This is a genomic window from Pseudoxanthomonas sp. LARHCG66 (genome assembly GCF_052871755.1).
On record NZ_JBIXJW010000004.1, the window covers coordinates 310550 to 329307 of the forward strand.

At 69.7% G+C, this 18758-nt stretch carries 15 protein-coding genes; 10 read left to right on the top strand and 5 right to left on the bottom strand.

Annotation, left to right across the window (positions count from 1 at the left end):
- Positions 1-36: 36 nt before the first annotated feature.
- From ACIPRS_RS14215 to ACIPRS_RS14230, 4 genes are all read left to right on the top strand, one after another.
- Complete coding sequence (locus ACIPRS_RS14215; protein WP_446538989.1) at positions 37-1161, top strand: alpha/beta hydrolase family protein; 1125 nt, start codon at positions 37-39, stop codon at positions 1159-1161.
- Between the two features lie 558 nt (positions 1162-1719).
- Positions 1720-2811, top strand: coding sequence for a sensor histidine kinase (locus tag ACIPRS_RS14220; RefSeq protein ID WP_337732875.1), 1092 nt, complete (start codon positions 1720-1722; stop codon positions 2809-2811).
- A complete protein-coding gene (locus ACIPRS_RS14225; protein WP_337732874.1) occupies positions 2808-3569 on the top strand; it encodes a LytR/AlgR family response regulator transcription factor in 762 nt (253 codons plus the stop codon). The genes ACIPRS_RS14220 and ACIPRS_RS14225 overlap by 4 nt, the downstream gene beginning before the upstream one ends.
- 338 nt (positions 3570-3907) lie before the next feature.
- Positions 3908-4480, top strand: coding sequence for an ester cyclase (locus tag ACIPRS_RS14230; protein WP_337732873.1), 573 nt, complete (start codon positions 3908-3910; stop codon positions 4478-4480).
- A gap of 127 nt (positions 4481-4607) precedes the next feature.
- Here the strand turns inward: ACIPRS_RS14230 and ACIPRS_RS14235 are convergent, their stop codons facing one another.
- The 5 genes from ACIPRS_RS14235 to recC all read right to left on the bottom strand — a co-directional run bounded on the left by ACIPRS_RS14235 (position 4608) and on the right by recC (position 14281).
- Positions 4608-4952 carry a hypothetical protein gene (locus ACIPRS_RS14235; RefSeq protein WP_337732872.1) on the bottom strand — a complete coding sequence of 115 codons (345 nt, stop codon included), beginning with the start codon at positions 4950-4952 and terminating at the stop codon, positions 4608-4610.
- Positions 4953-4960: 8 nt separating this feature from the next.
- Positions 4961-5233, bottom strand: coding sequence for a hypothetical protein (locus ACIPRS_RS14240; RefSeq protein ID WP_142122901.1), 273 nt, complete (start codon positions 5231-5233; stop codon positions 4961-4963).
- Positions 5234-5418: 185 nt separating this feature from the next.
- Positions 5419-7296, bottom strand: coding sequence for an exodeoxyribonuclease V subunit alpha (gene recD, locus ACIPRS_RS14245; protein ID WP_446538990.1), 1878 nt, complete (start codon positions 7294-7296; stop codon positions 5419-5421).
- A complete protein-coding gene (locus ACIPRS_RS14250; RefSeq protein WP_446538991.1) occupies positions 7293-10910 on the bottom strand; it encodes a UvrD-helicase domain-containing protein in 3618 nt (1205 codons plus the stop codon). Before ACIPRS_RS14250 ends, recD begins: the two co-directional genes overlap by 4 nt.
- Positions 10907-14281, bottom strand: coding sequence for an exodeoxyribonuclease V subunit gamma (gene recC, locus ACIPRS_RS14255; protein WP_446538992.1), 3375 nt, complete (start codon positions 14279-14281; stop codon positions 10907-10909). Before recC ends, ACIPRS_RS14250 begins: the two co-directional genes overlap by 4 nt.
- A gap of 219 nt (positions 14282-14500) precedes the next feature.
- Between recC and ACIPRS_RS14260 the strand changes: the two genes are divergently transcribed.
- The 6 genes from ACIPRS_RS14260 (at position 14501) to ACIPRS_RS14285 (ending at position 18753) form a co-directional block, all read left to right on the top strand.
- Positions 14501-15289, top strand: a complete 789-nt coding sequence (locus tag ACIPRS_RS14260; RefSeq protein ID WP_446538993.1) for an ABC transporter ATP-binding protein — start codon at positions 14501-14503, stop codon at positions 15287-15289.
- A gap of 175 nt (positions 15290-15464) precedes the next feature.
- Entirely contained in the window at positions 15465-16217 is a 753-nt protein-coding gene (locus ACIPRS_RS14265) for an MlaE family lipid ABC transporter permease subunit (protein WP_192203171.1), read from the top strand.
- Between the two features lie 3 nt (positions 16218-16220).
- Positions 16221-16763, top strand: a complete 543-nt coding sequence (gene mlaD / locus ACIPRS_RS14270; RefSeq protein WP_192203170.1) for an outer membrane lipid asymmetry maintenance protein MlaD — start codon at positions 16221-16223, stop codon at positions 16761-16763.
- An 8-nt stretch (positions 16764-16771) separates the two neighbouring features.
- Complete coding sequence (locus tag ACIPRS_RS14275; protein ID WP_446538994.1) at positions 16772-17434, top strand: MlaC/ttg2D family ABC transporter substrate-binding protein; 663 nt, start codon at positions 16772-16774, stop codon at positions 17432-17434.
- A complete protein-coding gene (locus tag ACIPRS_RS14280) occupies positions 17418-17720 on the top strand; it encodes an STAS domain-containing protein (RefSeq protein ID WP_446538995.1) in 303 nt (100 codons plus the stop codon). The genes ACIPRS_RS14275 and ACIPRS_RS14280 overlap by 17 nt, the downstream gene beginning before the upstream one ends.
- 31 nt (positions 17721-17751) lie before the next feature.
- The gene (locus ACIPRS_RS14285) at positions 17752-18753 is read left to right on the top strand and encodes an MlaA family lipoprotein (RefSeq protein ID WP_446538996.1); all 1002 of its coding nucleotides are present in this window, start codon (positions 17752-17754) and stop codon (positions 18751-18753) included.
- Positions 18754-18758: the final 5 nt, after the last annotated feature.

Here is an 18758-nt window from a genome sequence, read left to right on the forward strand (position 1 = left end):
AGCGACCGCCGCATCGCTTTGACAAGGAGTTCCACCATGCGCCTGCACCGCCTGCTTGCCTGCCTGCCGATCGCGTTGTTGCTGGCGTTGCCGCCGGCACGTGCCGTGGATGCCTCAACGGCGGTGGCGCCGCCGGTGGAAGACACCGGCACGTTGGCCGCCGCACCGTACCGCATCGACATTCCCGCCGACTGGAATGGCGAGCTGGTCATGCTGGTGCACGGTTTCGAGCCGGTCGGCGTGCCGCGCGCGTCGCCGTGGCCGGCCAACGAGGCCACGCCGGTGTTCCTGTCGAAGGGATACGCGGTGGCGCAGAGCGGGTTCGCGACGCAGGGCTGGGCGATGCGCGATGGCATCGACGATACCGAGCGCCTGCGCGCGCACTTCGTCGAACGCCATGGCGCACCGCGTCGCACGTGGCTGGTGGGTTTCTCGATGGGCGGCGGCATCGCGGTGGCCAGTCTTGAACAGCAGCCGGCGCAGTACGACGGCGCGCTGTCGCTATGCGGTGCCAACGTGCCGGGCGCACGGTTGGCGGAAGAGTTGTTCACCACGCTGGTGGCATTCGACGCGTTCTTCCCCGGCGCCACGGGCGTACCCGACGGTGGGCTGTCCGGTCCTGCCGCGGCGGAGCTCGGGCAGATGGACGTGATGAACGCGGTGACCGGCGCGTTGCCCGGCAACCCGGACGCCGCCGCGTTGCTGGCCAAGCACATGGAGGTGCCTGTCGACGCGGTGCCCGGCATCGTCAGCCTGCATGCCCTGGTGTTCAACGACATGCGACGCCGCGCGGGTGGGCTGCCGGTGGACAATACGCGCACGGTGTACACGGGGTTCGGCGACGACGCAGTGTTCAATGCGGCGGTGCCACGCCATGCGGGCGATGCGGCGGCGATGGCCTATGCAGCCACCGCACCGGCGCTCACCGGGCAGGTGCGCAAGCCGCTGGTGATCCAGTACAACACCGGCGACCCGACCATCGCGCCGCGTCTGCAGCCCCTCTATGCGGCCCTCGCGCACGCGGGCGGGGACGTCATCGCACCGCTGGTGCTGCCCGACGCGGGCGAAGGGCATTGCGGGTTTTCCCCGGAGCAGATCGGCGAGGCGTTCCGCACGTTGACGCAGTGGTCGGTCACGGGGAAACGGCCGGGCGGGGAGTGAGGCGCGGCCGGTATCGCCGGCCACGCACTGGTACTGCCGCAAAAGAAAGGCCCCGCGTTGCGGGGCCTTCTGCTGTCTGGGGCGGTCGCGTGTCAGTCGTTGCCGCCGCTCCCAGTGTCGGGTGTCCGGTGCGTGGCTGCGGCGAAAGCGCGAGGTCAGTTCGCGCCGGGCTCCATCGAGGCCCTTGTCCTTGCCGGCACCAGGGGCGGGCTTGAGCCGGAGCCGATTCGACGCGCGCTGCAGTCCGGGCTTTGTCGGCCATGGCGCCGACGGCATGGTCGAACTCAACGGCTTCCACGTTGCACTTCCAGGCCTGAGGGTCGCCGTCGACAGCACGCTCGCCGAAGGGGCTGGGGATGTGCACCGGACATCGCAGGGGATGGATCAACACAGGCGCTACTCGCTTCCGGATGGCCGATGGGCGCATTGCCGAGGGATTGATGTGCGGCGACGCGTTCGGGGGGATGAAGCAATTGGGTATGCTGCCAACGCCGGCGACGGGATCGGCGACGGGAGGCAGCTCGGCCGGTGGCACACCTCGCTGGAAAAGAGCCCGACATGGCGACACCGATGATGGAGACCGGGTCCGGCTTCGGTCGCCGGGGCGTGGCCATCCTGGGGGCATGGACCTTGGTCGCGATGCTCTTCGCCGGGCAGGCCTGGTTCGCCGCCCAGGTACGGGGCGAACCGCTGGCGTGGGTCCGCGCCAGTGTCATCTGGCTCGTCTGGGCCGCCGTCTGGGCTGCCCTCACGCCGGCCGCCCTCCGGCTTGCGGCACGGTTTCCGCTACAACGACCGCAGGTCCTCCGCGCGCTCGTGGTCCACGGCCTCGCTTCGGGGATCTGCGCCTTGGTCAACCTGGCGCTCTTCGCGCTGGCGGCGCCGATGATCGGCGCGGCCCAGGTCGAGCCCACCTGGTTCGGCACCTTCAACCGGCTGCTCGGCACGACGTTTCTCCTGAATCTCCCGGTGTACTGGCTCATCGTCGCTGTGGCACACGTGGAGCGTTTGGTGCGGACCGCCCGCGAAAAGGATCGTCGGCAGCTCCGCCTGGAAGCGCAGCTGGCGGACGCCCGCCTGCAGACATTGCGCACCCAGCTGCAGCCTCACTTCCTTTTCAACGCCCTGAACACGATCTCCGTGCTGATGCACGAGAATGCCGACTCGGCGGATCGGATCCTCTTGCAGCTGAGCGCCCTGCTGCGCCGCTCGCTCGACAGCAGCGAGGCGCATGAGGTGCCGCTTGGCGAGGAGATCGGCTTTCTGGAAAGCTATCTCGAGATCGAGCAGGCCCGCTTCGAGGGGCGTCTGAGCTACCGAATCACAGTCCCCGACGAGGTGCGTGAAGCGCGGGTCCCCAACCTGATCCTCCAGCCCCTGGTTGAGAACGCCCTGCGCCATGGACTGGCCACGCGCGCAGGACCTGGGCACATCGAAATCAGGGCGGACCGGCAGGACGATGCCCTGCTGCTGCGCGTTTCGGATGACGGCCGAGGATTGCCACCGTCGACGACCGAACGCATCGGCCTGGCGAACACGCGGGCGAGGTTGCGCTTGCTGTATGCGGACAGGCAGCGCTTCGAAGTGCGAAATTCCGACGACGGCGGCGTCATCGCCGAGATCGAGCTACCCTGGCGCACTGTCGCATGACCCTCCGCGTACTGATCGTTGACGATGAACCGGTCGCCCGCCGCGGGATAGTGCGGCTCCTGCGGCAGGAGCCGGACATCGAAGTCGTCGAAGAGTGCGAGGACGGTGGAGCGGCCATATCGGCCATCAGCGCGCATTCGCCCGACCTCGTCTTCCTCGATGTGCAGATGCCCGAACTGGATGGCTTCGCCGTTATCGAAGCCATCGGCGGCAACCGCATGCCGGCGGTCGTGTTCGTGACCGCATTCGATCAACACGCTGTGCGCGCGTTCGATGCCCAAGCGATCGACTACGTGCTTAAGCCGATCGATCCGGAACGCTTTCGCCGTGCGCTGCAACGCGCCCGTTCCCACGTCGGCCATCCCGATGACAGCTTCGCCCGCCGCGTTTCCGAGGTGCTGAAATCGATCGATCGAAGTGCACCTCAGCGCTATCCCACGCGACTCGCAATCCGTTCAGAGGGACGCGTCCGATTGCTCGACATCGACGAGGTCGATCGCATCGTCGCCGCAGGAAACTACGTCGAGATCCACACAGGCGCGAAACAGCACCTGCTGCGCGAGACGATGGCCAGTCTCGAGTCCCGCCTGGATCCACAATGTTTCATCCGGGTATCACGCGCAGCGATCGTCAGCATTGCCCGGATTCGCGAAGTCCAGCCACTGTTCAATGGCGACTTCGTCGTTCTCCTCAAGAACGGGGCGCAGGTCAACGGCAGTCGCCGTTATCGGGCGGCGCTCGACGTGTTGCTTCGCTGAGCGCCGTTTTCCTCTGCGCTCGCTGTGCGGGTGACACAGTAGAGTACGCTCTGCCGCCTGGAGGGGGGATCTCAACCGCAGACTTCAGGGATTGCGGCCAACGCAGCCGCTGCATGCAGCCCTGCGGCACCCGTGGACGTTCCTTGAGCTGCGTGGCCACGCCTTCGATGTCGGCACGCAATCGTGGCAGCCCGGCTCATCACGAAGTTCAGCGCGCACCCCGGAGCCACGATCGACAACATGCCGGCAGCGCCGAGCCGTGACGCGCTCCCGTCACTCCGCAGCCACCACTCATCCCGCCACCACGTCCACCCGACACCAAGGGCGCGCGAGCGGTCGTGCACGACCCCATCATCCGCAACACGCGCTTCCGCGTTTCGGAGATGGTCATGAAAACCTGCAACATCCTGCTGTCCGCAATGGCAACACTCGTCGCCCTCACCGGCATGACTCCGTGCGGAGCCACTGCGTCCGACGGCGTTCGCGCCGAGTCTCTGGAACTCAACAAGTCGGTCACCCGCAGGGTGTACGAGGAAGGCCTCAATCAGGGTCGATTCGAAGTGCCGTACAGCGCGGACTTCGTTGGCCACGGCGGCAGGAGAAACTTCACCCATGCCGACGGCATGGCAGAAGCCAAGGGATGGCGCGAGGCGTTTCCGGATCTCAACATCACGGTCGACAAACAGGTTGCCGAGCGCGATCTGGTGGCCGTGCACTGGACCGCGCGCGGGACCAACACCGGCACAGGGAATGGCATTCCGGCGACCGGTCGCGCAGTGCAGATCACGGGCACGACGCTGTTTCGAATGGCGGACGGACGAATCGCCGAGGAATGGACCTGCGCCGATTCGTTTGGGCTGATGAAGCAACTGGGCCTGTTGGCGACGCCGGCAGCAGCGCCAGCGCGATAGGTTGGCGTGAGCGTGCGAACCCCGAAGCCGGGCACGCACCATTCGTCGGCCCGCGTGGGGCCGCTTTGGTCATCGGGAGGGTGCAACCACCATCTGACCGCGCGTGCCGGGCACGCGCGGGAGGTTCTCAGCGCCAGCTCGCCTTGCGCGAGGGCTGCGGGGGCGTGGGGGCCGGGTCGATGGTGGGCACCAGCATCGACAGCCGCGCCTTGGCGAACTCGCCGCCGCCGTCGACATCCAGCTTGCCCACGCTGTTGGCGTTGATCAGGCCGGTGTCCAGGAACACCTCCTCGCCCACCGTCAACGGATGACGGGCACTGCACAGCTTCGACGGCACATGCAGCACGCTGATGCCATCACGCTGCCACTTGGTCTCCGGCACCAGCCGGCGGACGATGGAACCATCCACCCAGACTTCCACCGAATCCGACGACACCGACCGGCACTTGCCGATCCCAACATCAAAAGCCATGCACCCTCCTACAGGGCGGTATGCGTAAGCGTGAACAGGAAGCCACGCGCTTCAAGCAGGGCACGCATCCGCCTTTCGGCCGGTGCGCGATGGAATTGGCGGCCCGCCCACAGACTGAAGCACGGGCGACCGGTGTTGTGGCCGTGGCCAAGCTCGCGCCGGGACACCGCGATATCGAGCGACTCGCACGCCGTGGCCCACATCACCCGCAGGTCGCCGGGACCAATGGATTGCTGCGATCCCAGATGGAGAATGAACACCTGGACCTGCTGGTTCGTCATACACACCTCCTCGGCACGCGCTCAGTCGCGTTCGGTAAGCCGAGAGGGAGAGAAATCGGCCCGCGGGAGGCGGCGGAGGAGACTGCCAGTCAGCCAGGACAGGTATACGCCCTTGGGGGCGTGACCGCAAACCCGTGTTCATGCTTTGCGACGCGCGTGCGATGCGGTTGCACGGTACTGCGGTGCTACGACGCGATGCGTGGACGCGCCAACCGCCAGCCCAGCCCCGACCACCGGCTTGCATGCCGCGACAGTGCGTCGCGGATCACCGCTTCGCTGCCGGCGATGTGCAGCTCGCGCCGCGCGCGGGTGATGCCGGTGTAGACCAGCTCGCGCGACAGCACGCGGTTGCCGCGTGCCGGCAGCAGCAGCCAGACCGCGTCGAACTCGCTGCCCTGCGCCTTGTGTACGGTCATGGCGAATGCGGACTCGTGCGCGGGCAGCGAGGCGGGATGGAAGGCGCGCGGCTGTGCGGGTGTGTCGCCCGGGAACCAGGCCAGCAACACGCCTTGCGCATCGCGGAAACACAGCCCGATGTCGCCGTTGAACAGGCGGTGGCGATAGCTGTTCTCGGTGACGATGACCAGCTGGCCGTGGAAGTGTCCCTGCCCGGCGCGCTGCAGGCCGGTGCCGCCCTCCACCAGCAGGCGCTCGATGCGCGCGTTCAACGTGCGCGCACCCTGCGGGCCTTCACGCACGGCGGTGAGGATGCGCAAGCGCGCGGACAGTGCCAGCGCGTCGGTGGGCGTGGCGGCTTCGCCCAGCGCGCGCCAGTGCGACAACAGGTCTTCGCGCTGCATGTCCAGCGGATCGGCCAGGTCTTCGTGGAACCGCACGCCGGCCAGCGTGTCGCCGCGCAGCAGCGACAGCGTGGCGGAGGCATCGCCTTCGCGCACCGCGGCGGCCAGCGGCGCCAGCTGCAAGGCCTCGCTCTGGCGCCATCCGCGCTGCAGGTGCACGCGGATGCCGGCGAAGCGGCCCGGTCGCTGATCCCCGCCTGCATGGTGATCAGCGGGCGGAGCATCGCCGAGCAGCGGGCGGAGCGCCCCCGCATCCTGCATGCCGAGGTCGTTGCCTTCCCCCGCCGCGCTGAGGATGGCGGCCAGCACGTCGCCCGCTTCCACCGATGGCAACTGGTCCGGATCGCCCAGCAGCACCAGGCGCGTGCCATCGGCCACGGCGTCCACCAGCTTGGCCATCAGGGGCAGGTCGATCATCGAGGCTTCGTCGACGACCACCACGTCGAACGGCAGCGGGTTGTCGGCGTGATGGCGGAAGCGGGGCGAATCCGGAATCGTGCCGAGCAACCGGTGCAGGGTGGTGCCCGTGGTGGGCAGCGCCGCGAGCAGGTCGGCGTCCACGCCCTGCGCCGCCAAAGCCTGCACTGCATGGCGGACGCTCTCGGCCATGCGTTCGGCGGCGCGGCCGGTAGGCGCGGCCAGGGCGATGCGCGGCGTGGCGCGGCCCGCGTGCTGCGCCTGTGCGGCCAGCAGCACCAGCAGGCGCGCGGTGGTGGTGGTCTTGCCGGTACCGGGACCGCCGGTGACCAGCAGCAGGGCATGGCGCAGCGCGAGCGCGGCGGCACGCGCCTGGTGAGCATCATGCGCGGCCGGCGGAAACAGCTGTGCGAACACGGGTGCGAGCGCATCGATGCCGGTTGCCGGCACCGCGTGCGCGGCGAGGCGTTGCAGGCCGAGCGCGAGCGCGCGTTCGTACTCGCGATAACGGCGCAGGTAGAGCAGGTCCTGTTCCAGCACCAGCGGCGCGTGCGGATCGGCGACGGCATCGGCATCGTCCGGCGTGGCCACCCAGCGCGAGGCGGCAAGACATGCGCGCCACGCATCGGCGGATGGCCAGTCGATGGGGGCTTCGGCATCGAGCAGTGCCTGCGGCTCGCGCAGCGAGAGTCCGGCATGGCCCTTGGCGACGGCGAGCGACGCCAGCGCGGCGGCGGCCAGTACCGTGTCGGGCGTGGACGCATCCAGGCGGCGCAGGCTCTGCGCGAGGGCGTGGTCCAGGGTGCGCAGGTGGCCGTTGCGGAACAGGGCATCGAGCAGGCTCATGCGGCCACCTCCTGACCGTGGCCGGCGAACAGGGCATCGAGTGCGTGCACGAGTTCCGGCGCGAAGCGCTGCGCATGTACACCGAGCGACGCATCGCGCGCGGGTTCGAGCCCGCGGCAGAACACGTAGCGGATGCCGCCGAAGTCGCGAGCGTACTCGTAGCCGTCGCCCAGGCGGAAACGCAGCCAGCGATGCAGCGCGACGGTGTAGACCAGGGCCTGCAGGTCGTACTCGCTGTGCGCCATCGCGGCGGCCAGCGCGGGCGCGTCGTAGCGCGGTAGCCGGTTGGACTTGTAGTCGAGCACGTACCAGCGCCCGTCGCGCACGTAGGTCAAATCGATCTTGCCGGTCATCAACCCTTCCAGCCGCGAACGCAGGCCGAACCCCTGGCGGGCGCGCACCACGCCATGCGCGTGCAGCAGCGCCAGCAACGCCGGCACGGCGGTGGACGCGAGGGCGAAGTGGAATTCGATTTCGGCACGCCGCTCGTATTCGCCCAGCGCATGCAGTGCGCCGCCCTCGGGCAGTGCGACGGTCAGCGTGCGCCCGACCAGCGAGGTGAGCAGCGCGATGCCGTCGGCCAGGTCGTCCTGGGCGTAGCCTTCCCTGCGCAGCGCAGCGAGCAGGGCAGCATGTTCTCCTTCCGGCGCCGCATCGCCCACCTGCCACGGCGCCCATGCGCTGAAGCGCGCGTCTTCGAGTGCCGCATGCAGCACGTTGCCGAAACGGCTGCCACTGAAACGCGGGTCGTACGCGTCGGCGGGGATGTCGGCGGATGCGTCCGCGTCATCGGGAAGTTGCACCGGTTCGTCCGCGGCCGCGCCATCGGCCTCGGTGGAGGCGGCATCGATGGCGTGGCCCGCATCGGCATGTGCGAGCTGGGTGAAACTGTAGACCCACCAGTCGGGCGCGATGGAACGCCGGGCGATGCGGGCGGCCGGCACCGCGCCCTCGGCCACGGGCGGCAACCACGGCAATGCCGCGGGCGGCGACGTGGGGTCGATGCGGATGCCCGGGTCGCGCGCCAGCAGGGCGTCGGCATCGCGCACCATCGCCCACAGCGGTGACTGGGCGTGCTGGTAGAAGGCGCCCGCTGCCAGCCACAGCGCGTGGCAGGCACGGGTCAGGCCGACGTACAACAGGCGCGCATCTTCGGCGCGCTGTGCCTCGCTCCATTGCGCCTTGGCCGCGCTCCAGCCGGAAACTTCGTCCTGCAGCTTCCAGTGCAGCACGCTGCCATCCGCGTCGGTGACGACGACACGCTGGCCGGGATCGGGCGCCTTGCCGCCGATGCCTGCGTACGGCAGGAACACCAGCGGATACTCCAGGCCCTTGCTCTTGTGCAGCGTCACCACCTGCACGCGGTGCGCGTCGGATTCCAGCCGCAGCAGCTGCGCGTCGTCATCGGCGCCGGTGCCGGCATCGGCGATGGCAGCGGCCAGCCAGTCGACGAGGCCGGGCAGGCCGAGCGTACGGGCGTCGGCCTCCTGCAGCATTTCGGCCGTCTGCAGGTAGTTGGTGAGCCTGCGCTCACCGTCGAGCAGGCCGAGCAGGCGCGGGGCGTGCTCCGCGCACAGGTCGTTGACCAGCGCCAGCGGGCCGCCGCGTTGCAGGCGTTCGCGCCAGTCCTGCGCGCGTTGCTGCCAGCGGCGCATCGCATCGCCGTCGGTCTCGAGTGCGGCGATGCCGGTGGCATCCACGCCCAGCAGGACGGTGGACAGCGCGGTGCGCAGATGGCCGTCGTCCGCGCCGTGCATCAACGTGCGCAGCAGCGCGTGCAGTTCGCGCGCTTCCGGCGTGGCGAACAGGCTGAGCTTGCCGGCCGCGACGGCGGGAATGCCGACATCGGCCAGCGCCTGCCGGATGCGGGTGGCATCCCTGTGCGTGCGGACCAGCACGGCGATGTCGCCGGGCCGCACGGGCCTGCCGGCGATCGTCGCCGCGCCGGACCGCGCCTCGACCAGCACGCCATGGATGGCGGCCACGCAGGCAGCGGTGGCCAGCTCACGCGAGGTGCCTGCGTCCCAGGGCTTGAGCTTGCCGTCCGGTCCGGGCGCTGGCGATGGCGCCTGCCACACGGTCAGCGCGGGTGCGGCCGTGCCATGGCGCTGGAAGTCGTCATCGTGACGGGTGCCGCCGGGCGCGACCGGATGGAAACGGATGCGCTCATCGACGAACGCGGCGTCGCCGGCCTGTGCGTACAGCGCTTCGATGGCGCGCAGCACCGAGGGCCTTGAGCGGAAGTTGTGCGACAGCGGTGGCGCGGCGACGGCATTGGCCTGCGCGGCGAGGTAGGTTTCCACGTCGCCGCCACGGAAGCCGTAGATCGCCTGCTTGGGATCCCCGATGACGAACAGCGCCGGCTGCGGACTCCTGCTGCCGAACACGCGGTCGAAGATGCGCCACTGGCGCGGATCGGTGTCCTGGAACTCGTCGACCAGCGCGACGCGGTACTGCGCCCGCAGGCGCTGCACCAGGGCGTCCGCATGCGGCGTTTCGAGCGCGTCGGCGACGCCGTCGATCAGGTCGTCGTAAGTCTGCACGCGCAGCTGCTGTTTGCGCAGCACCAGCCGTGCCCGGGCATCGTCGCGCAGGCGATGCAGCAGGGCGACGCGGCGCGCCTCCCGGTAAGCCTCGATGCGGCCCTGCATCTGCAGATACACGTCGATGGCATCGCTCAGCGGCGACGCCGGGGTGCGGCCCGTGCCGCCCTTGCTGGTTCTCCGCAGCAGCGCCTCGCGGCGCAGTTGCGGCAGCTTGTCGTGCGCGAATGGCACGCCGGCATCGTCCGCAAGCGCCCACGCACCCAGCGCGTCGAACAGCGCGGCGATCCACTCGACCTTGTAGCTGCCGCCGTGCAGCACCTTGCCCTCCACCGCGGCGACCAGGGCATCGCGGAACGCGTTCCCGTGGGCGCGGTACGCGGCGGCGAGTGCTTCGCCCGCCTCGCGCAACGCGGGTGCGGGGTCGGCAGGCAGCGGATCGTCGGGGTGCGGCTGCAACCGCTGTTCGCGCAGCAACACGGGCAGGTCGGCCGCCAGGGCCTCGGGGCCGCCCTTCCACAGCGCAAGCAGATCATCCGCACCGTCATCGTCCACGCCATGCGCGCGCCACAGGTCCGCGGCGATTTCCTGCCGTAGCGATGCGTCGTTGGCGAGCAACTGCGGGGCATCGAAACCGTGCCCGCTTTCCAGGGCGTGTTCGCGCAGCACCCGTGCACAGAAGCCGTGGATGGTGAACACCGCCGCCAGGTCCATGCCGTCGGCGGCTTCGCGCAGGCGGCGGTGCAGTGCAGTGGGGGATTCGCCACTCCGCGCGCGATGCGCGTCGAGGAGCGCGCGCGTCAATGCCACTTCCGGCCCTTCATCGGCGGCGGCGACCGCGGGCAGCGATGCCGCCAGCAGCAGACGGGCACGGATGCGCGCGCGCAGCTCCTGGGTGGCGGCCTCGGTGAAGGTGACGGCCAGGATCTCGCCGATGCGCAGGCCACCTTCCACCACCAGCCGCACGACCAGCGTGGCCAGGGTGAAGGTCTTGCCGGTACCGGCAGACGCCTCGATGGATTGCACGCCATCGAGCGGCAGCGCGAGATAGGGATCGCGTGCGGCGGTCATCCGGCGTCCTCCGCGTCGAAGATGGGGGCCAGCGCGCGCAACGCCTCGGGATCGGTGCCGGCGTAGACCTCGCCCTGCGTGACCGCGAGATAGATCGACATCGAAAGATCCGCGAACCGCAGCCGTGTTGCGTCATCGGTGAACGGATCGCACCCGCGCAGCGCGAGCCGCAGCGCATCTCCGCTGCCTTCGCTCCAGCTGCGCTCGCTTCCGCACCATTTCTTGGCCGCTTCCTTCAGGCCCGCTTCCATGTCGGGCGCGGCGGCGAAGAATTCCCAACCGCTGTAAGGCGCGAACGGCAGCGGTTCGCGCAGGCCCTGTTCGCGCAGCCAGAGCAGGTGCCGGAGCGCCGTGCGCGCCTGGTCCGGAGCGAGGGGCGGACGCACGTGGGGACCGAACGGATGGCCGGATGCCGGCTTCCTGCCGCCTTCGTGGAATTGAACCAGGGGCAGCGCCAGGCCGGCCGCACTGGCGAGCAGCCAGTCCAGGCCGTCGCGGATCGCCGCGTTTCCGCCCGGAGCACCGATGCGAACGCGGGCAAGCCCGTGCGGATACACGCCCGCCAGCGTGCCGTGCAATGCGACGCCGTCGATGTCCACCTCGATGCGCTGCGTCGCCGGCACGTCGCTGCCACGCCAGTTGGCGAAGGCGCGCGCATACGGCATGACCTCGCTGCGCAGCGCGGCCAGCGTGCGCCGCCCCAGCGGACCCGAGGGCAGCAGTGCGCGGGCGCGCAGGGCGGCATGCAGCGTGGCGTCATCGTCGCCCTGCAGCACCCCGGCGAACACGGCCGCCTGCACTTCGCTGCGCGCCAGGCCGCGGCCCGGCAGCAGCAACGGTTCGACGTCGTCGCCCGTCTCGTCGATCCCATCCAGCCGCAGGCCGAGCCGCTGGCGCAGGAACTGCTCGGCCGGTGCGGTCAGAAAGCGGCGCAGCAGGTCGAGCGACAGCGGGGAGCCGGCGTCGGCAGGTGGCGGCATCGCGTCGCCCGGGAACCAGCGCGGCAGGGGCGAGCGCCGCCCTGCCAGCTGGCCGGCGGCGGGATGCCATTGCCGGCGGTAGCTGAAGCGGCGCGGGTCGTCGTCGTCGCCGAACGCGGCGGGCGAGAACGGCTGCAGCGGATGGTGCACCACCAGCGCCCTGGCGACGGAGGCCGGATCGGCATGCTGCTGCGCGGCGGCGTCGATGAGTTCACTGACCAGCACGGACGGCTCGCGTGCGCTGCCGTCGCGCGGATCGGCACCGAGATAACTGAGAAGGAACACGTCCTGCGCGGCGGCGAACAGTTGCAGGAACAGGAAGCGGTCGTCTTCGCGCAGCGAGCGGTCGCCATGCCGGCGCTTGTCGGTGCCGAGTTCGGCCGTGAGCTTGCTGAGGCCGGCGGCGGGATCGCGGCGCGGATAGTCGCCATCGTTCATGCCGAGCACGCAGATCACGCGGAACGGCAGCAGCCGCATCGGCACCATGCGGCCGAAGCTGATGGCGCCGGTCAGCAGGGGCGCGCGCGTATCGGCTTCGGCAAGTGTGGTGGTGAAGTGCGCGCGCACCACGTCGGCCGGCACGGTGTCGGCATAGCCCGCTTTCTCCGCCTGCGCGGCGAAGTCGTCGATGAGCATGCGCAGGCGGTCGAGTGCGCGCTGGCGGGCAGGCAGGGCGGGCTCGCGCGGCAGCAGTGCGGCGAGCAGTCCGAGCAGCCGTTCGCGCCATTGCGCAGGCGTGATCGCTTCGCCCAGCGATTTCTGGTGGCGGGCCAGCACGCGCAACAGGCGGACCAGGATGTCCAGCGCGTCGAGCGCGCTGCCTTCCAGTTCCGGCCAGGGCGCGACGCCGGCGATGTCGTCCTGCGCGCCGCTGGCGTGGCCCAGCAGCAGGCGGTCGAGCGCGAACTGCCAGGTGTAGGCATCGTCGGCGGGCGCGTCGTGCGCGGCACGGTGCTTCGCATCCAGTCCCCAGCGCGCGCCTGCGGCCTGCAGCCACGCGTGCAGGCGCTCGAAGGCGGGGGCATCGAGACCGGCCGCGTCCGCGATGGGCGCACTGGCGAGCAGATCGAGGATCTCGTGGGTGCCGAAGCGCGAGACCGGCAGGCCGAGCAGGCGCACGAACACGTCGGCCAACGGCTCGCCGGCCAACGGACTGGTGTCGGCCAGCGCGTACGGCAACCGGTCGCCATCGCCCGGTGCGCCGAACACGGCTTCCAGGTAGGGCACGTACGGGTCGATGTCCGGCGCCAGCACCGCGATCTCGCGCGGCTGCAGCGGCGGATCGAAGCGGTCGTCCTCCAGCAACGCTCGCAGCTGGTCGTGCAGTACCTGCAGCTCACGCAGGCGCGTGTGGCAGGCGTGTACCTGCAGGCTGGGATCGTCGGTGCGCAGGGCCGGCAGCAGGTCGGACGGCTGCGCACGGCGATGGAACAGGTCCGACTGCAGTCGCCGCAGCAGGCTGCCCTGGAACTTGCCGCCCCCCGCACCGGGATCGGCATGGCCGCGCACGTCCAGGCTGGGATGCACCAGTTCGTAACCGCCGATCACGGCCATGAAGTCGCGCCCCGCCGCACCCCAGGCCTGCAGCAGGCGGGCGTCCGCGGTCGTGTCGTCCCCGGTGCCCGCGCGCAGGCGTTGCAGGTCGCCCCAGTAGTCCTTCACCGGCGACGGGACATAGAAATGCAGCGTGCCCACGCGCGCCTGCGTGGCCAGCACGCGCAGCACGTCGGGGGAGACATTGAGCGTGGCGAACGCGAACACGCGTGGCGGCAGTCCCTGCGGCAACGGCTGGCCTGCGCCCTCGAAGCGGTCGAGATAGCGCTGGATGCGCCGCGCGCGGTAGTCGTGGCCACCGGCGACGTGGCGCCACAGGATCGCCTGCGGGTCGTCGGGATCGGCGCCACTTTCCCAGCGCAGCAACCAGTCGCGACGCCAGGCCTGGTACTTCTCGAACACGTCGGCCAGTTCCCCCGCCAGCGCCCACGGCTTGAGTGGATCGGGCCGGCGCGCCGCGGTACCCGCCAGGTAGGCGGCGATCTGCGCCATGGCCGGACGCGCGAGCAGCACGGGGTCCGTCAGCGCGGCGTACAGCCGCCAGTGCAGCGTCGCGGCATCGAGATCGTCGCCCTCGCCGGGCACATTGGCGTCCAGTGCACGTGCGACGAACTCGCCGGGGGTGAGGAATTCCAGGTTCGCGGCGATGCCGTGCTCGGTGGCCAGCGTGGCCTGCAGCCAACGCCGCATCGCGACTTGGGGGATCAGCACGGTATCCGGCGCCAGCAGCGGCACGCCGGGCGCGGGCGTGCTCAGCTCCCGTGCCAGCAGGCCCGCCAGCACCTCCAGCGCGTTGGAGTGGTAGAGGCGGAAGTCGGGCGTGGCGTGGATCGTCATCGTCGTCGCCATTGTGCCGGATGCCGGCATCGCGCCGGAGACACAGCGGTTTGGGCCACAGCATCCCGCACGACCGTGCGCGCGGGCGGCGGTCGGGTGCCACAATAATCAAACTGCGCGGTACGGTTTATGTTCAGCCGTTGGCCGTGAAGCTACATCGTTGTTTTTGCGTTAACCCGCTACTCCCCCGCTCCACCCCCCCGCTCGCCGACGACGCCCATGACGCCTGCCGACGCCCCTGCCGTGCACCTGTCCGGTCTCCGCCTTGATCGCGGCGGCCGCAGCATCCTGCGCGACATCGACCTGTCGGTGCCGCGCGGCAGCATCACCGCGGTGCTGGGCCCGTCGGGCAGCGGCAAGTCGACGCTGCTGGCCGCGTTGACCGGCGAATTGCCGCCAGCGGCGGGCAGCGTGGAGGTGTTCGGCCAGCCCGTGCCGCACCGCAGCCGCGCCTTGCTGGAAATGCGCAAGGGTATCGGCGTGCTGCTGCAGGGCAACGGCCTGCTGACCGATCTGAGCGTGGCCGACAACGTGGCGCTGCCGCTGCGCACGCATACGAAGCTGCCGGACGCGCTGATCCGCCGGCTGGTGGACTTCAAGTTGAACGCGGTCGGCCTGCGCGCCGCCGCCGACGCCTATCCGCGCGAACTGTCCGGCGGCATGGCACGCCGCGTGGCGCTGGCCCGCGCGCTGGCGCTGGACCCGCCGCTGATGATCTACGACGAACCGCTGACCGGGCTGGACCCGATCGCCAGCGGCGTGATCATGAGCCTGATCCAGCGCCTCAACGACACCCTGGGACTGACCAGCATCATCGTGACCCATCACGTGCATGAAACCCTGCCCATCGCCGACCAGGCGGTGGTGATCGCCAACGGCGGACTGGTGTTCTCCGGCACGCCGGCCGAACTGGAAGCGACATCCGACCCGCTGGTGAAGCAGTTCCTGCGCGGCGAACCGGATGGCCCGATCGCGTTCGACACGGTCAAGCGTGGGGAGGCTGCGTGATGCGTTATTGCACGGCGCAGATTGTCCCTCTCGTCATCCCGGCGAACACCGGGATCCATGTCGATTTTGATTCTGCTCGCAAGGCCCGGAGCAACCGCAAGAGCACCATGGATTCCGGCGTTCGCCGGAATGACGGCTCAAGCGCGGCAGACGGCGCTGTGGGGGAGGCGCACTGATGCCCTTCGTCGAAGCCACCCGTTCGCTGGGCCGTGCCGGCCTGTTCTCGCTGTCGGTGTTCCGTGCCTCGAAGCCGACCCGCGACTTCTTCGCCGAGCTCACCCGCGAGATCTACAAGATCGGCGGCCGCTCGCTGCCGATCATCGCGGTGGGCGGTGCGTTCGTGGGTCTGGTGCTGACGCTGCAGGGCTACCGCACGCTGACCACGTTCGGCGCCAGTGATGCGCTGTCCACGTTGCTCGGCCTGTCGCTGTACCGCGAGCTGGGCCCGGTGCTGACCGCGCTGCTGTTCATCGGCCGCGCCGGCAGCTCCATCGCCGCCGAGCTGGGCCTGATGCGCGCCACCGACCAGATCAAGGCGCTGGAGCTGATGGCCATCGATCCGGTGGCCAAGGCCGTGGCGCCGCGCTTCTGGGCGGCGGTGCTGACGGTGCCGCTGCTGACCGGCTTCTTCTGCTCGCTGGCGATCAGCGCGAGCTATTTCGAGGCCGTGCACGTGCTCGGCCTGGACAACGGCACGTTCTGGTCGGCGCTGCAGAACAGCGTGGATTTCTGGGACGACTTCGGCGTGGCCCTGCTGAAGTCGGCGGTATTCGGCGGTACGGCCGCGCTGGTCGCGGCCTACGTGGGCTTCCACGCCGAGCCGACCATCGAGGGCACCTCCGTGGCCACCACCCGCGCGGTGGTGAATGCCTCGCTGCTGGTGCTGATGTTCAATTTCGTCATGTCTGCATTGCTTTTCAGGAGCTGACCCATGTCCGTCCGTGGACCCCGTCTCGAGTTCGCCGTCGGCGCCTTCCTGCTGCTGGCCCTGGCCTCGCTGCTGGTGCTGGCGCTGGCTTCCACCAACAAGCGCTTCGGCGTGGGCGGCGGCAGCTACGAGCTGACTGCGCGCTTCTCCAACCTCGGCCAGCTGCGCAAGCAGGCCCCGGTGAAGATCGGCGGCGTGGTCATCGGTCAGGTGGCCGACATCCGCCTGGACCCGGTCAAGTTCGACTCGCTGGTCACGCTGTCCATCGACAGCCAGTACAAGGACCTGCCGGCCGACACCGCCGCCGGCATCTTCACCAGCGGCCTGCTGGGCGAGAACTACATTGGCCTGTCGCCGGGCGGTGATCCCGAAGTCCTGAAGCCCGGCGAGGAGATCGCCTTCACCCAGCCGGCGGTCGATCTGCTGCAGCTGGCCGGCAAGTACATGTTCAGCGGCGGCACCAACAATGCCGGTGCAGGCTCCGGGGAAACCCCGGCCAGCGGCGAGACTGCCGCGCCCCCCGTTACGGAAGAACCCACGCCATGAAGACCCTGATGAAGCCCTCCCTCCTGTCCGTCGTACTGTCTGCCGCGCTGCTGGCGTCCGCGCCGGTCGCCGTCTTCGCACAGGCCACGGCACCCGCCACCGCTACCAAACAGAACACCGCCAGCCAGGTCGTGCTGGCCAGCAGCACGCGCATCCTGACCACGCTCGACCAGCGCCGTGCCGAATTCAAGTCGAATCCGGCCGCGCTGCGCCAGTTCGTCACCGGCGAGTTCAACACGCTGTTCGACGGCGATTACGCTGCCCGCCTGGTGCTGGGCGTGCACGGCCGCGGCGCCTCCGATGCCGACGTGAAGCTGTTCGGCCAGGCCCTGACCGAGCGCCTGCTGTCGGCGTACGGTGCGCGCCTGGCGGACTTCAATGCCCGCCTCAAGGTGCGGGTGAAGTCCGAAACGCCGCTGCCCGGCGGGCGCGGCGTGAAGGTCGACACCGAGTTCCTGCAGCCCGACCAGACCGTCACCCCGATCACCTTCTACGCGCGCAACGTAGGTGGCCAGTGGAAGGTGTTCGACGTGCTGCCGGAAGGCGTGTCCTTCGTGCAGACGTTCAAGACCCAGTTCGACACGCCGCTGCGGCAGAAGTCCATCGCCCAGGTGGCCGCGGACCTGAAGTCCGGCAAGCTGCAGGTCAACGGCAGTGCCAGCGGCCGCTGACGCCAGCGTCCGCCGGGACGGTGAGGCGCTCGTGTTCGCGGGCGCGCTGGACCGCGCGGCGGCGGCAGCGCTGTGGCCGCAGGTCTCGGCGCAGCTGGCCGGCGTGCAACGCATTGTCCTGACCAACGTCACTACCGTCGACAGCGCCGGGCTGGCACTGTTGGCCGAGCTGGCCGCGCGACTGCGCGCCGGCGGCGCCGCTCCCCGTTTCGAAGGACAGCCCGCAGGTCTCGCCGACCTCCAGGCCGCGTATCGCCTGACGCCGGAACTGGATTTCCCGGCGTAACCCCCACCCCCGCCGTTTTGCAGGAATCAGGATGAATCTGTTCCGCCTCAGCACCGTCGTCCTGCTCGCCGCCCTGGCGACCGCATGTGCGTCGGCGCCCAAATCCTCGACAGCCGCGCCGGCCGACGCGGTGGTGATCGACAGCACCGCGTCGGCCCCGTTGCCGACCGAACCGCCCATCGACCCGGCCAGCATCGACACGCCTGCGCCGGCGACGGACACCGCCACGGCGTCGGAGGGCGAGGACGACTTCGCCGCCATCTACGGCCAGGGTGCCTACGACCCGGTGGCCGATCCGACCCTCCCCGCACCCGCACAGTCGCCGACCGCCTACGACCCGTGGGAGAAGTTCAACCGGAAGGTGCACGCGTTCAACAACGTCGTCGACCGTGCGGTCGCACGCCCGCTGGCCCGTGCCTACGTGGCGGCGGTGCCGCGACCCGTGCGCTTGGGCGTTGGCAACTTCTTCGACAACCTGCGCCAGCCGCTGACGATGGTGAACCAGCTGCTGCAGGGGCGTCCGCGCGATGCCACGCAGACGTTCGGCCGCTTCCTGCTGAACTCCACGGTCGGCATCGGCGGCATCTTCGACCCCGCCAGCGACCTCAAGATGAAGCGCCGCAGCGAGGATTTCGGCCAGACGCTCGGTACCTGGGGCTGGAAGCGCTCTCGTTATGTGGAGCTGCCATTCTTCGGTCCCCGTACCGTGCGTGATGTGCTCGGACTGGCAGGCGACATGCCGCTCAGTCCGACCCGGTACGTGGAAGACGACAAAACCCGCATCTTCCTGCAGGGGCTGAACCTGGTGGACACGCGCGCCCAGCTGCTGTCGCTGGACAGCCTGCGCGAAGGCGCGGTGGACGATTACGCGCTGGTCCGCGATTCGTGGCTGCAGCGCCGCAATTACCAGATCGAAAGCCACCGCACGCCGAAGCAGACCGAAGAAGAACTGCCGGAGTACCTGCAGGACGAGAGCACCCCCACCGTGCCGGCGGACGCCATGCCGATGCCGGAGATCAGCGGCGGCGGTTGAGGCGG

Bases quoted from the DNA above. Each gene is read 5' to 3' on its own strand.
- recC (WP_446538992.1), bottom strand. From the start codon at position 14,281: ATGACGATCCACGCCACGCCCGACTTCCGCCTCTACCACTCCAACGCG.
- ACIPRS_RS14275 (WP_446538994.1), top strand. From the start codon at position 16,772: ATGAAGCCCTCCCTCCTGTCCGTCGTACTGTCTGCCGCGCTGCTGGCG.
- recD (WP_446538990.1), bottom strand. From the start codon at position 7,296: ATGAGCCTGCTCGATGCCCTGTTCCGCAACGGCCACCTGCGCACCCTG.
- ACIPRS_RS14225 (WP_337732874.1), top strand. From the start codon at position 2,808: ATGACCCTCCGCGTACTGATCGTTGACGATGAACCGGTCGCCCGCCGC.
- ACIPRS_RS14215 (WP_446538989.1), top strand. From the start codon at position 37: ATGCGCCTGCACCGCCTGCTTGCCTGCCTGCCGATCGCGTTGTTGCTG.
- ACIPRS_RS14265 (WP_192203171.1), top strand. From the start codon at position 15,465: ATGCCCTTCGTCGAAGCCACCCGTTCGCTGGGCCGTGCCGGCCTGTTC.
- mlaD (WP_192203170.1), top strand. From the start codon at position 16,221: ATGTCCGTCCGTGGACCCCGTCTCGAGTTCGCCGTCGGCGCCTTCCTG.
- ACIPRS_RS14220 (WP_337732875.1), top strand. From the start codon at position 1,720: ATGGCGACACCGATGATGGAGACCGGGTCCGGCTTCGGTCGCCGGGGC.
- ACIPRS_RS14285 (WP_446538996.1), top strand. From the start codon at position 17,752: ATGAATCTGTTCCGCCTCAGCACCGTCGTCCTGCTCGCCGCCCTGGCG.
- ACIPRS_RS14250 (WP_446538991.1), bottom strand. From the start codon at position 10,910: ATGACCGCCGCACGCGATCCCTATCTCGCGCTGCCGCTCGATGGCGTG.
- ACIPRS_RS14260 (WP_446538993.1), top strand. From the start codon at position 14,501: ATGACGCCTGCCGACGCCCCTGCCGTGCACCTGTCCGGTCTCCGCCTT.
- ACIPRS_RS14240 (WP_142122901.1), bottom strand. From the start codon at position 5,233: ATGACGAACCAGCAGGTCCAGGTGTTCATTCTCCATCTGGGATCGCAG.
- ACIPRS_RS14235 (WP_337732872.1), bottom strand. From the start codon at position 4,952: ATGGCTTTTGATGTTGGGATCGGCAAGTGCCGGTCGGTGTCGTCGGAT.